This is a genomic window from Streptomyces sp. NPDC052773, from assembly GCF_044547145.1.
Taxonomy (GTDB): Bacteria; Actinomycetota; Actinomycetes; order Streptomycetales; family Streptomycetaceae; genus Streptomyces.
In genome coordinates this window covers 138,162-150,630 of sequence record NZ_JBITZX010000001.1, presented here as the reverse complement: position 1 = coordinate 150,630, position 12,469 = coordinate 138,162, and the positions used below count along the sequence as shown (strand labels likewise).

Below are 12,469 nucleotides of genomic sequence, written 5' to 3'. Positions count from 1 at the left end.
CGCCTACCGTCACCGGCGTGACCAAGTTCCTCCTCACCGTCCACGTCCTCGCCGCGATCGTCGCGATCGGGCCCGTCACCGTCGCCGCCAGCATGTTCCCGCCCGCCGCGCGCCGGGCGATGACCGCGCCCGACGACGCGCGGGCCGCCGAGACCGTGCGGCTGCTGCACCGCATCTGCCGGGTCTACGCCGTGATGGGCGTCGTCGTACCGGTCTTCGGGTTCGCGACCGCGAGCAGCATGGGCGTCCTCGGTGACGCCTGGCTGATCGTGTCGATCGCGCTGACCGCACTCGCCGCGCTGGTCCTCGTCGCCCTGGTGCTGCCCCGGCAGAGCGCGCTGCTGGAGGCGGGCGGCGGCGGGTCCAGGGAGGCGACCGTGCGGCTCGCCATGTTCACCGGGGTGTTCAACCTGCTGTGGGCCACCGTCACCGTGCTGATGATCGTCCGGCCCGGGTCGACCACCGGCGCGTAGCCGACCCCCACCGAGGGCCCCGGCGCTACGGCGTCGCCGTCCCCGTCCGCACCGACGACGCCGCCGCCCCCGCCGGCTCCACCACCGTCGACAGCGGCCGGGCGATGTCCTCCAGCGAGCGGCGTTCCGCCTTGACCGCCAGGAACGCCGCCACCAGCCCGGCCGCGCACATCAGGGACGCGCCGATCCGGAAGGCGAGGACCGTGTCGCCGACCACGCCGGACTCGGTGAGGTCGGCGAAGAGCAGCGGTCCGCTGATGCCGCCGGCCGCGGTGCCGAGCGCGTAGAAGAAGGCGATGGCCATGGCGCGGGTCTCCATCGGGAAGATCTCGGAGACCGTGAGGTACGCGCTGGAGGCGCCCGCGGAGGCGAAGAACAGCACCACGCACCAGCAGGCGGTCATGGTGGTCGCGGTCAGCGAGCCGCGGTCGAAGAGCCAGGCGGTGCCGAACAGCAGCAGGCCGGAGACGAGGTAGGTGCCGGAGATCATGATGCGGCGGCCGACCGTGTCGAAGAGCTTGCCGAGGACCAGCGGGCCGAGGAAGTTGCCGGCCGCGATGACGGCGAAGTAGTAGCCGGTGTGACCGGTCGGCACGTCGAAGAAGGTGATGAGGATGGCGCCGAAGCCGAAGGTGATCGCGTTGTAGAGGAACGCCTGGCCGATGAAGAGGGACAGGCCGAGGATGGCCCGGCGCGGGTAGGTGCCGAAGACCGTCCGGGCGATCAGGCCGAAGCCGATGCTCTTGCGCTGGTGGATGGTGATGTCGCCGGCCGGGGGCGGCAGCGGCTCGCCCTTCTCCTGTTCGATCTCGCGTTCGACCGAGGAGACCAGCGCCTCGGCGTCCTCGCCCTTGCCGTGGATGAACTGCCAGCGCGGGCTCTCCGGTACGTGCCGCCGCACCAGCAGGATGACCAGGCCCAGGACCACGCCGAGCGCGAAGCTGAGCCGCCAGCCGAGGTCCTTCGGGAAGATCGCGGTGTCCAGCATCACGATCGACAGCAGCGAGCCGCCGACCGCGCCCAGCCAGTAGCTGCCGTTGATGATCAGGTCGACGCGGCCCCGGTACTGCGACGGGATCAGCTCGTCGATCGCGGAGTTGATCGCCGCGTACTCGCCGCCGATGCCGAAGCCGGTGAGGAACCGGAAGAGGAAGAACCACCAGGTCTCGAAGGACACCGCGGTCAGCGCGGTCGCCGCGAGATAGACGGCCAGCGTCACCATGAACAGCTTCTTGCGGCCGTAGCGGTCGGTCAGCCAGCCGAAGAACAGCGCGCCCGAGCAGGCGCCGGCCACGTAGAGCGCGGCGGCCATGCCGGTGACCTGGGCGGAGGTGATGTCCAGGCCGCTGCCTTCCTCGGCGATACGGCCGGCGACGTTGCCGACGATGGTGACTTCGAGGCCGTCCAGGATCCAGACGGTGCCGAGACCTATGACGATCATCCAGTGCCAGCGTGACCAGGGGAGTCTGTCCAGGCGGGCGGGGACGGCGGTGGTGACGGTACCGACGGACACGGGCTCCTCCTCGTCGAGACAGCCGAAGCACGGCACTGCCACGACCAGGCGAGACGGCCGCGACAGTGCCGGCCGAGTGCCCCGCGCGGAAGCTTTTTACGCCCGCTCACGCCCAAGCGCTTGCTCACGCCCCAGTCGCTTTCCTCACCCGCCCCGAGCGCCCGCTCACCCCGTCCCGACGCCCGCTCACGCCCCCAGCGCCCGCGACACCGTATAGATCAGCAACCCCGCCAGGGAGCCCACCACCGTGCCGTTGATCCGGATGAACTGCAGGTCACGGCCGATGTGCGCCTCGATCTTCCGCGTCGTGTGCCCGGCGTCCCAGCTCGCCACGGTGTCGGTGATCAGGGAGGTGATCTCCGCGCGGTAGGTGGTGACGACGTGCACCGCCGCACCCTCCACCCAGCCGTCGACCTTGCTCTGCGTCTTCGGGTCCACGGCCAGCCGGGCGCCGAGCGACAGCAGCGACGCCCGCACCCGCAGCCGCAGCTCGCTGCGCTCGTCCTCCGCCGCCGAGACGATCATGGACCGTACGGCCGTCCAGGCGGACGCGATCAGGTCCTGCACCTCGCCACGGCCCAGCACGTCGCCCTTCAGCCGCTCGACCCGCGCGCGGGTGTCGGTGTCGGACTGGAGGTCGGAGGCGAAGTCGGTGAGGAAGCGGTCGAGGGCGCCGCGCGCCGGGTGGGAGGGCATGTCGCGCATCTCGGCACAGAAGCGCAGCAGCTCCTTGTAGACCCGCTCGCCGACCTTGCGGTCCACGAACCGCGGGGTCCAGCCCGGGGCGCCGCCCTGGACGGCGTCCATCACGTCGTCGCCGTGCAGCACCAGCCAGTCGTGCGCCCGGGTCACGACGAGGTCGACGACCCGTTTGTGGCCGCCGTCGGCGACGACCTTCTCCAGCATCTTGCCGATGCCGGGCGCGATCTCCTGGGCCTCCGCGCGGCGGGTGATCGCCTCCCCGACCACCGCCTGCACATCGGAGTCGCGCAGCACGGTCAGCGCGCCGCGCAGGGCGGTCGCCAGCTCGGCGGTGACCCGGTCGGCGTTGGCGGGTTCGGCGAGCCAGGCGCCGAGCCGGCTGCCGATGCCGACGGCGCGCAGCCGCTGCCGTACGACGTCCTCGGAGAGGAAGTTCTCACCGACGAACTCGCCGAGCGAGACGCCCAGCTGGTCCTTCTTGTTCGGGATGATCGCGGTGTGCGGGATGGGCAGGCCGAGGGGGTGGCGGAAGAGGGCGGTGACGGCGAACCAGTCGGCGAGCGCGCCGACCATGCCGGCCTCGGCGGCTGCGGCGACATAGCCCGCCCAGGCGCCGGCGCCGTGGTGGGAGGCCACCTTGGCGAGGACGTAGACGAGCGCGACGAACAGCAGCAGACCGGCCGCGGTGAGCTTCATCCGGCGTACGCCGCGCTGTTTCTCCTCGTCGGCGGCGCTGAAGGTGGTCATGGCGCGGGCCGCGGAGGCGGGGACGCGACCGCCGGACCGCGCCTGCCGCGGCTGGCCGGTTTCTTCCGGTTTCGTCAGATCCATCCACTCCACCCGTTCCCGATACCCCGCTATGACATTGTCCCTTCCTGACCGACTCCTGGAACGGAACAAGAGTTCCCGGCGTCTGTCCGGTCGGGGAAACGCACGCGTGAACGCCGATGGCCCAAAGGGGGGTCCCGTTCAACTTCCCCTCGCCGCATGACGCATCATGAGGTGATCACATCGGAGCCTCGGCGGCTCCGCGCGCCCGAGGAGACCCACACCCGCATGACCAGGCGTCACGGTTATGCCCTGCTGGCCGCGATCAGTGCACTGATCGTGGCCCTTTCGACCGCCATATACGTCGGCGTCTCGACCGACGACGGCAGCGCCCGGCAGACCGTCGCAGCGGGGCGCGCCCCGGGCAACTCCGCCGCACCCGCCTCCACCGGCACCTGGGTCGGCTCCTGGGCCGCGTCCCCGGCGGCGGCCGAGCCGGGCACGGAGACGACGGGCCTGGCCAACCGGTCGGTGCGCAACGTCGTCCACGCGAGCGTCGGAGGGACGAGTGCCCGCATCACGCTGTCCAATCTCTACGGCCAGCGCCCGCTGACCGTCACCCATGCCTCCATCGCCCTCGCCGCCGCCGACGACAGCGCGGCGGCCGTGCCGGAGAGCATGCGCCGGCTGACGTTCAACGGCGACACGACGGTCGTCGTCCCGGCCGGCGGTCAGGTGATGAGCGACGTCGTCCGCATCCGCATCCCGCACGGCAGCGACGTCCTGGTCACCACCTACTCCCCCACCTCCTCCGGCCCGGTCACCTACCACCCGCACGCCCGGCAGATCTCCTACGCCGCCGAGGGCGACGTCACCGAGGACGTCACCGGCGCCGCGTACACGGAGGAGGTCGAGTACTGGCGCTATCTGACCGCGCTGGACGTGCTGAGCAACGAGTCCGACGGCACCGTCGTCGTCCTCGGCGACTCCCTGACCGACGGCATCACCTCCACCGAGGGCGCCAACCGCCGCTGGACGGACGTCCTTTCGCAGCGGATCCGCGACGCCCTCGCGGCCGGGCAGGACGTGCCGCGCTACAGCGTCGTCAACCAGGGCATCAGCGGCAACCGCGTCCTCGACGACGGTCTGGGCCGCCCCGCGGACAACCCCAGCGGCCTCAACCGCTTCGCCCGCGACGTCCTCGGCCAGACGAACGTCAAGGTCGTCGTCATCGACCTCGGCGTCAACGACATCCTGCGCAACCGGCAGCTCGCCGAACCCGGCAAGATCCTCGACGGTCTGCGCACCCTGGTCCGCCAGGCCCACGCCCGCGGCATCAAGGTCGTCGGCGCCACCCTCATGCCCTTCTACGGCCACCGGGGCTACACCGACGCCCGCGAGGCCGTACGCCAGGAGATCAACGCCGCGATCCGCTCCGGGTCGGTCTACGACGCGGTGGCCGACTTCGACGAGGCCCTGCGCGACCCCTACGATCCCCGCCGGCTGCGCCCCGAGTACGACTCGGGCGACCACCTCCACCCCAGCGACCTGGGGTACGCGCAGATGGCGAACTCCTTCGACCTGGAGAGCCTGAAGGGCGCGGCACCGGCCCGGCTGTAGCGGAGCGGTACGGGTGCCGTCGGGGCCCCGGCTCAGTCCCCCAGCTCCCGCCGGTGCGGGTCCCGCCCGTGCAGGCCGCGGCCGTGCGGGTCCCGCCGCCCGGCCTCGCGCTCCAGCCGGTCCTGCCGGCGCTCCTCCCTCAGCCGCCTGCGCTCGGCCCGGGGGAGCTTGCGCTCCACCCCCACCCCGCCCCAGAAGGCGAACCCGGAGACGATCACCCGGGGGGCGCCGGGATCCCCCGGCACCCCGTCCTCGCTGTGGTCGAACCCGCCCATGATCCCGATGCCGCGCACCACCACCTCGACCCCGGGCGGCACGACGATGTTCATCCCGCCCATGATCGCCCAGCAGTCGATCCGCACCTCGGGCGCCGCGAAGTCCGCCTCGCGCAGATCCAGCTCCCCGCCGCCCCAGAAGGAGAAGCAGGTGAATTGGCGCGGGACGGTCCAGCGTCCCTTGCGCTGGAACGCGGACATCACCGCCACGGCCCCGCGCGAGGTGCCCTCGCCGCCGACGATCCGGGGCGCCCAGTCCCCGGCGCCCGCGGATTCCTTCCCGAGCGACACGGGCGGCGCGGCGACCCGGCCGACCGGCAGATCCCGGGTGATGGGCGCCAGCTCCCCGTAGGTCCGCGCCCGGTACGTCGCGTCCAGCCGCTCCTCGAACTCCGCCATGTCCAGCCGCCCCTCCGCGAGGGCGTCCCGCAGGACCTCGGCGACCCGTTCCCGATCGGCGTCGGAGGCGCGCAGCTCCGGAGCATCGTCCGTCATGACCAGAAGCCTACGGACTCCCGGCCCGGCGCACTACGCGTGCGCCCGCTCCTCGTACATGCGCGCGATGACGGCCTCGATGTCGGGTTCCCGCACCGACAGGTCGACCAGCGGGTACTCCGCCGCGATCCGCGCCACCAGCGGCGCCGCCGACTGAGCGGCCGGGAAGGCCAGCCACTGCCGCGGCCCGTCCACCCGGACCACCCGCGCGGGCGGCGGCGCGTCGATCGGCGGCAGCTCCCGCTCCAGGTCCACGACCAGGGTCCGCTCGCTCTCCCCCGCCTCGTGCAGCCCGGCGAGCGGACCGTCGTACATCAGCCGGCCGTGGTCGATGACCATCACCCGGGAGCACAGCTGCTCGATGTCCTGGAGGTCATGGGTGGTGAGCAGGACCGTCGTGCCGCGCTCGGCGTTCAGCTCCCGCAGGAACTCCCGCACCCGCGCCTTGGACACCACGTCGAGGCCGATCGTCGGCTCGTCCAGGTACAGCACCTCGGGGTCGTGCAGCAGCGCCGCCGCGATGTCCCCGCGCATCCGCTGGCCCAGCGAGAGCTGCCGTACCGGCACGTCCAGCAGCGCGCCCAGCTCCAGCAGCTCCACGCACCGGTCCAGGTTCTCCCGGTAACGGGCGTCGGGGATGCGGTACATGCGGTGCATCAGCCGGTACGAGTCGATCAGCGGCAGGTCCCACCACAGCGTCGTCCGCTGCCCGAACACCACTCCGATGCGGTGCGCGAGCCGCGACCGCTCCCGGGAGGGGTCGATGCCCGCGACCCGCAGCCGGCCGCCGCTCGGGGTGAGGATGCCGGTCAGCATCTTGATCGTGGTCGACTTGCCGGCGCCGTTCGGCCCGATGTACCCGACCATCTCGCCGCGCGGCACGGTGAAGGAGATCGAGTCGACCGCCCGCACCTGCCGCCGCTCCCGCTTCAGGAACCCGGTCTTCTTCCGCACGTCGAACACCTTCTCGACGCGGTCCACCTCGATGAAGGCACTGTCCCCACTGTCACCGGTCATCTCTCAGCTCCCCGTGCTCCGATACGTCCGCAGCCCCGCCCGCCAGGCCAGCCCCGCCAGCACCCCGCACCCCACCGCCACCAGCGGCGGCGTGAACGCCACCCACTGCGGCAGCCCCAGCGGATACGGCCGCTCCAGCACATACGCCGCGGGCAGCCAGTTCACGAAGGCCAGCGGCAGGACGAAGGTCACCCCGCGCACCAGCTCCTGCCCGAAGATCGTCGGCGGGTACTGGAGCAGCGTCGTACCGCCGTAGGTGAAGGCGTTCTGCGCCTCCGACGCGTCCTGCGCCACGAACTGGAACGCCGCGCCCGCCACGAACACCGCGCCGAAGATCCCCGCCCCGCTGACCAGCACCACCGGCATCAGCAGCAGCTTCGGCACGGTCCAGTCGATGTCCACCGTCCACAGGGCGTACGTCAGCACCAGCGCGCCCTGGGTGACCCGGCCGAGGCGGCGCAGCCCGAACCGGTCGGCGGCGACCTGCGCGAGCACCGGCGCGGGCCGCACCAGCAGCGTGTCGAGGGTGCCGTCGCGCACCCGGCGGCCCAGCTTCTCCATCGAGCCGACCGTCAGGTCGGCCAGGCCGAAGGAGACGCTGGACAGGCCGTACATGAAGGCGACCTCGGGCAGCGCGTAGCCGCCGAGCGCGTCCACCCGGGAGAACATCAGCAGGATCGCCACGAAGTCCAGCGCGGTCGCCGCGAAGTTGCCGAACGTGGTCATGGCGAAGGAGGCCCGGTAGGACATCGTGGAGCGGATCCACATCGCCGTGATCAACCGGTAGGCGCGCAGACCGTCGAGGACCCTGCGTCCGTCGGGGACCCTGCGTCCCTTGAGGACCCGGTGTCCGTCGAGGCCCTTGCCCCCGTCGAAGACCTCGCGTCCGTCGAGGCCCCCGCCCCCGTCGAAGACCTCGCCGTCGAGGACCCGGCGCTCACCCACCCTGCACCACCACCCGCCGCGTCGCCGCCGACTGCACCAGCCGCCCCAGCGCCAGCAGCGCCACCGCCCACGCCGCCTGGAAGGCGAACGTCGGCAGCGGGTCCGCCGTGCCGAGCAGCAGGTCCGCGGGCGCCTGGAGGAGCGAGGACCAGGGCAGCGCCCGTACGACGTCACCCAGCTCCCCCGGGAAGACGTTCAGCGGCAGCAGCATCCCCGAGCAGAAGAACCCGGCGAGCCACGCCATCTGCACCACACCCGTGCCGTCCATCAGCCAGAACGCGCTCAGCGCCACCAGATAGCGGATGCCGAAACCGACCACGACCCCCAGCACCACCGCGACCAGGAACGCCGCCCAGACCAGCGGATCCGACGGCAGCGCCACCTCGAAGAACACCGCCCCGAACGCGAACGGCACCACCCCGCGCCCCAGCAGCTGGAACCCGGCCCGGCCCAGGTCCGCGGCGAGCCACCACAGCTGGAGATCGGCCGGGCGGTACAGGTCGATGGCGACATCACCCGTACGGATACGCTCCATCAGCTCGTCCTCGAACCCGCCGCCCCCGATCGCGGCGGCGGCCAGCAGCGCCTGCCCCAGCCACACATAGGTGACGGCCTGCGCCTGGTCGTAGCCGCCGAGCTGCGGTCGCTCGTCCCACAGGGCGAGATAGGCGTAGACGAGAATCAGCCCGAAGACCGTGTTCGCGAACACCCCGGCGACCGTGGCCGCCCGATACGTCGCGTACCGTCGGAAAGCCCCAGCAGCGACGGCACCGTACAACCGTCCCGCACCCACACCAACCGCCCTCCCGGCCCGCCCGGCACCGAAGCGCAGGAGCCTAGCGGCCGGGCGGCCGGGCCTGCCAGGCAATTTTCCGGCAGGACCGGATGCGGTGATCCGGGAACGGAACGCGCGGTGCGAGAGTCTTCATCCGGGGGCGTAACAGACGTACGAGGCGTGCGGAGACGTACGCGCGAACAGGAGTCCGTGCACGACATGAGCGACGAGCCGCAGGCGCAGGCGCAGGCGCAACAGCCGAACGAGGGCGGGCCGGGAGGCGAGCCGGGGGGCGGCAAGGGCAAGCGGCCGGGGCGCACCGGCTGGCGCCGGATCATCCCCACGTGGCGGATGGTGCTCGGCACCTTCGTGATCGGCCTTCTGCTGCTGGGCGGACTGTTCTTCCTCGGCTACTCGATGGTGAAGATCCCGCCGGCCAACGCCCTCGCGGTCAAGCAGAGCAACGTCTTCCTCTACGCCGACGGCAGCCAGCTCGCCCGCGACGGCGAGGTCAACCGGGAGAACGTCACCCTCGCGCAGATCTCCAAGGACGCGCAGCACGCGGTGCTGGCCGCCGAGGACCGCGACTTCTACTCGGAGTCCGCCGTCGACCCCAAGGCGATGGTGCGCGCCGCGTGGAACACCGCCACCGGCAAGGGCAAGCAGTCCGGCTCGACGATCACCCAGCAGTACGTGAAGAACTACTACCTCGCCCAGGAGCAGACGCTCACCCGCAAGGCGAAGGAGTTCTTCATCGCGATCAAGCTGGACCAGGAGAAGAGCAAGGACGACATCCTCGAGGGCTACCTCAACACCAGCTACTTCGGCCGCAACGCGTACGGCATCCAGGCCGCCGCGCAGGCCTACTACGGCGTCGACGCCACCGAACTGGACGCCGCCCAGGGCGCCTACCTGGCGGCGCTGCTGAACGCGCCCAGCCAGTACGACGTCGTCGCCCACCCGGAGAACCGCAAGTTCGCCGAGTCCCGCTGGAACTACGTGCTGGACGGCATGGTCAAGGAGGGCTGGCTGAGCCGGTCCGAGCGGGCCGGGATGAAGTTCCCGATGCCGAAGGAGACCACCGTCTCCACCGGCCTGTCCGGGCAGCGCGGCTACGTGGTGCGCATCGTGAAGGACTACCTGATCGACAACGGCATCGTCGACGAGGCCTCGCTCGACGCGGGCGGCTACCGCATCACCACCACCCTCGAGAAGCCCAAGCAGGACGCCTTCGTGAAGGCCGTCAACGACCAGCTGATGAAGAAGCTGGACAAGAAGAACAACAAGGTCGACACCTACGTCCGCGCGGGCGGCGCCGCCGTCGACCCGAAGACCGGCAAGGTCGTCGCGATGTACAACGGCATCGACTACGTGAAGCAGTACACGCCGAACGCCACCCGCCGCGACTTCCAGGTCGGCTCCACCTTCAAGCCGTTCGTGTTCACCTCGGCCGTCGAGAACGACTCCACCACCCAGGACGGCCGCCCCATCACCCCGAACACCATCTACGACGGCACCAGCCAGCGCCCCGTGCAGGGCTGGGACGGCGGCTACTACGCCCCCGAGAACGAGGACCACGTCGACTACGGCGACATCACCGTCCGCGAGGCCACCGACAAGTCCGTGAACTCGGTGTACGCGCAGATGGCCGTCGACGTCGGCTCCGACAAGGTCAAGCAGACCGCGATCGACCTCGGCCTGCCCGAGAACACCCCCAACATGTCCCCCGGCCCGTCCATCGCGCTGGGCACGGCCACGGCCAGCGTCCTCGACATGGCCGAGGCCTACGCCACCCTCGCCAACCACGGCGAGCACGGCACGTACACCATGATCGAGGAGATCACCAAGGACGGTGTCGAGATCCAGCTACCGGCGCGCAAGACCCGCCAGGCGGTCAGCCGCGCCGCCGCCGACACCACCACCTCGGTCCTGCAGAGCGTCGTCGAGAACGGCACCGCACGGGCCGCGCTCGCCGCCGGCCGCCCCGCCGCCGGCAAGACCGGCACCGCCGAGGAGGACCGCGCCGCCTGGTTCGCGGGCTACACCCCCGACCTGGCCACCGTCGTCGCCGTGATGGGCCAGGACCCGGTCACCGCCGCGCACAAGTCGCTGTACGGCGCGATGGGCCTGGACCGGATCAACGGCGGCGGCGCGCCCGCCGAGATCTGGGCGCAGTTCACCAGGGAGGCCCTGAAGGGCACCCCGCCCACCGAGTTCAACCTGGAGCTGCAGAACGGCTCCGAGGACTGGGTGTACCCGAGCGTCCCGCCGGCCAGTGAGGACCCGGGCACGGAGGGGCCGACCGACGCGGCCTCCCCGGGCGAGACCGGCGAGGAGGACGAGGGCCGCACCGAGGGCCAGACGCAGGGCGGCACGACGGACGGCTCCACCACGGACGGCGCCACCACGGACGGAACGACGACCGGCGGCACCCCGACCGACGGCGGCACCACCGGCGACGGCGGCACGACCACCGACGGCGGCACCACGGGTGACACGGCGACCGGCGGCACCGCGGACGGCGGCACCACCGGCGACACGACGGGCGGCACCACCGGCACGACGTCGGGCGCGGCGGCCGGGACGACGGGCGGCACCCGCAGACAGTGACGCCGCGGCGGGTGGGGCTCAGTGACCGGAGGTCGCCTTGAGCCCCACCACGGCCACCAGCAGCAGACAGACGAAGAAGATCCGGGCGGCGGTCGCCGGCTCCCCCAGCACGGCCATGCCGAGCACCGCCGACCCGGCCGCGCCGATGCCGACCCAGACGCCGTAGGCGGTGCCGATGGGCAGGGAGCGGGCGGCGTAGGACAGCAGCAGCATGCTGGCGACGATGCCGGCGCCGGTGAACAGGCTGGGGACGAGACGGGTGAAACCGTCGGTGAACTTCATCCCGATCGACCAGCCGACCTCGAGCAGACCGGCGACGACGAGCAGAACCCAGGCCATGGGGGCACCTCCGAGAGACGTATGTCGCGGCAACGGGGTGCGTCGTCTTTGCCTTGACCCGGTACGGCGCGTCTCGTCGGGTGCCTCTCCAAGCTAGCAAAGTGCACAGTGCACGGAAAAGGGGCCGGTGACGACGGTCACCGACCCCTGCAACCACTGATCCGCCGGATCTACAGGTACAGCCCCGTGGAATCCTCGGACCCCTCGAACCGGTCCGCGGCCACGGCGTGCAGATCACGCTCACGCATCAGCACATACGGCACACCGCGCACCTCGACCTCGGCGCGGTCCTCGGGGTCGTAGAGCACCCGGTCGCCCGGCTCCACGGTCCGTACGTTCTGCCCCACCGCGACGACCTCCGCCCAGGCCAGCCGACGGCCGACGGCCGCCGTGGCGGGGATCAGGATGCCGCCGCCGGAACGCCGCTCACCCTCGCTGTTGTCCTGCCGCACGAGCACGCGGTCGTGCAGCATACGGATGGGCAGCTTGTCGTGTGGGATGCTCTGGTCGTCTCTCTTGGCGCTCACGCCTTCGAACCTACCTGTCCGGCCTCAGCCCTTGCGCCGCCGGGTCCCGAGGACGAGGACCCCGACGAAGGCGACGGCGACCAGCGCGACGGGCACGACCCGCTCCATGCGCGGCGCCCCCTCGTCATCGACGAACGAGGCCTTGACGTCCGTCACGACCCGATTGACCTGCACATACGCCCGCCCGAGCGTGTGATCGATATTGCTGACGACCTTCGCCTTGGCATCGCCGACGATGGTCTTCGGGTGCACCCGCACCCCGATCTCGTCGAGCGTCTCGGCCAGCGCCTCGCGGCGGCGCTTGATGTCCGCCTCGATCTGCGCCGGGGTTCTGGTGTCCGCCGTGTCCGCCACCGTACGGCCTCCGAAGTCTGCGTTTGCCTGTTCCGGACAGTCTGTCAGCTCAGCGT

General features: G+C 71.4%; 12 protein-coding genes and 1 riboswitch. Of the genes, 3 read left to right on the top strand and 9 right to left on the bottom strand.

Going from position 1 to position 12,469, the window contains the following annotated elements:
• Positions 1-17 precede the first annotated feature (17 nt).
• Positions 18-473 carry a DUF2269 family protein gene (locus ACIG0D_RS00650; RefSeq protein WP_399795416.1) on the top strand — a complete coding sequence of 152 codons (456 nt, stop codon included), beginning with the start codon at positions 18-20 and terminating at the stop codon, positions 471-473.
• 25 nt (positions 474-498) lie between these two features.
• On the opposite strand, the gene ACIG0D_RS00645 is transcribed toward ACIG0D_RS00650, so the two are convergent.
• Together ACIG0D_RS00645 and ACIG0D_RS00640 are read right to left on the bottom strand one after the other, a co-directional pair.
• On the bottom strand, positions 499-1,986 hold the full coding sequence (locus ACIG0D_RS00645; protein WP_399795415.1) for an MFS transporter: 1,488 nt from the start codon (positions 1,984-1,986) through the stop codon (positions 499-501).
• A gap of 186 nt (positions 1,987-2,172) precedes the next feature.
• Positions 2,173-3,519: a DUF445 domain-containing protein gene (locus ACIG0D_RS00640; RefSeq protein WP_399795414.1), complete on the bottom strand. Its 1,347-nt coding sequence runs from the start codon at positions 3,517-3,519 to the stop codon at positions 2,173-2,175.
• A 225-nt stretch (positions 3,520-3,744) separates the two neighbouring features.
• Between ACIG0D_RS00640 and ACIG0D_RS00635 the strand changes: the two genes are divergently transcribed.
• The gene (locus ACIG0D_RS00635) at positions 3,745-5,076 is read left to right on the top strand and encodes a GDSL-type esterase/lipase family protein (protein ID WP_399795412.1); all 1,332 of its coding nucleotides are present in this window, start codon (positions 3,745-3,747) and stop codon (positions 5,074-5,076) included.
• Positions 5,077-5,108: 32 nt separating this feature from the next.
• On the opposite strand, the gene ACIG0D_RS00630 is transcribed toward ACIG0D_RS00635, so the two are convergent.
• From ACIG0D_RS00630 to ACIG0D_RS00615, 4 genes are all read right to left on the bottom strand, one after another.
• A complete protein-coding gene (locus tag ACIG0D_RS00630; protein WP_399795411.1) occupies positions 5,109-5,846 on the bottom strand; it encodes a DUF1707 domain-containing protein in 738 nt (245 codons plus the stop codon).
• A gap of 33 nt (positions 5,847-5,879) precedes the next feature.
• Positions 5,880-6,863, bottom strand: a complete 984-nt coding sequence (locus ACIG0D_RS00625) for an ATP-binding cassette domain-containing protein (protein ID WP_399795410.1) — start codon at positions 6,861-6,863, stop codon at positions 5,880-5,882.
• Positions 6,864-6,866: 3 nt separating this feature from the next.
• Complete coding sequence (locus ACIG0D_RS00620) at positions 6,867-7,658, bottom strand: ABC transporter permease (protein ID WP_399796329.1); 792 nt, start codon at positions 7,656-7,658, stop codon at positions 6,867-6,869.
• A 142-nt stretch (positions 7,659-7,800) separates the two neighbouring features.
• Entirely contained in the window at positions 7,801-8,601 is an 801-nt protein-coding gene (locus tag ACIG0D_RS00615) for an ABC transporter permease (RefSeq protein WP_399795409.1), read from the bottom strand.
• 201 nt (positions 8,602-8,802) lie between these two features.
• On the opposite strand from ACIG0D_RS00615, the gene ACIG0D_RS00610 reads away from it, so the two are divergent.
• Positions 8,803-11,193 carry a transglycosylase domain-containing protein gene (locus ACIG0D_RS00610; protein WP_399795408.1) on the top strand — a complete coding sequence of 797 codons (2,391 nt, stop codon included), beginning with the start codon at positions 8,803-8,805 and terminating at the stop codon, positions 11,191-11,193.
• An 18-nt stretch (positions 11,194-11,211) separates the two neighbouring features.
• Here ACIG0D_RS00610 and ACIG0D_RS00605 read toward each other — a convergent pair whose 3' ends face one another.
• The 3 genes from ACIG0D_RS00605 to ACIG0D_RS00595 all read right to left on the bottom strand — a co-directional run bounded on the left by ACIG0D_RS00605 (position 11,212) and on the right by ACIG0D_RS00595 (position 12,413).
• Complete coding sequence (locus ACIG0D_RS00605; RefSeq protein WP_399795407.1) at positions 11,212-11,532, bottom strand: DMT family transporter; 321 nt, start codon at positions 11,530-11,532, stop codon at positions 11,212-11,214.
• Positions 11,533-11,568: 36 nt separating this feature from the next.
• Positions 11,569-11,639, bottom strand: a riboswitch (guanidine-III (ykkC-III) riboswitch).
• Positions 11,640-11,702: 63 nt separating this feature from the next.
• Positions 11,703-12,005, bottom strand: coding sequence for a GroES family chaperonin (locus ACIG0D_RS00600; protein WP_399796328.1), 303 nt, complete (start codon positions 12,003-12,005; stop codon positions 11,703-11,705).
• A 78-nt stretch (positions 12,006-12,083) separates the two neighbouring features.
• A complete protein-coding gene (locus ACIG0D_RS00595) occupies positions 12,084-12,413 on the bottom strand; it encodes a DUF3618 domain-containing protein (protein ID WP_399795406.1) in 330 nt (109 codons plus the stop codon).
• Positions 12,414-12,469: the final 56 nt, after the last annotated feature.

Bases quoted from the DNA above. Each gene is read 5' to 3' on its own strand.
- ACIG0D_RS00635 (WP_399795412.1), top strand. From the start codon at position 3,745: ATGACCAGGCGTCACGGTTATGCCCTGCTGGCCGCGATCAGTGCACTG.
- ACIG0D_RS00640 (WP_399795414.1), bottom strand. From the start codon at position 3,519: ATGGATCTGACGAAACCGGAAGAAACCGGCCAGCCGCGGCAGGCGCGG.
- ACIG0D_RS00630 (WP_399795411.1), bottom strand. From the start codon at position 5,846: ATGACGGACGATGCTCCGGAGCTGCGCGCCTCCGACGCCGATCGGGAA.
- ACIG0D_RS00625 (WP_399795410.1), bottom strand. From the start codon at position 6,863: ATGACCGGTGACAGTGGGGACAGTGCCTTCATCGAGGTGGACCGCGTC.
- ACIG0D_RS00610 (WP_399795408.1), top strand. From the start codon at position 8,803: ATGAGCGACGAGCCGCAGGCGCAGGCGCAGGCGCAACAGCCGAACGAG.
- ACIG0D_RS00600 (WP_399796328.1), bottom strand. From the start codon at position 12,005: ATGCTGCACGACCGCGTGCTCGTGCGGCAGGACAACAGCGAGGGTGAG.
- ACIG0D_RS00605 (WP_399795407.1), bottom strand. From the start codon at position 11,532: ATGGCCTGGGTTCTGCTCGTCGTCGCCGGTCTGCTCGAGGTCGGCTGG.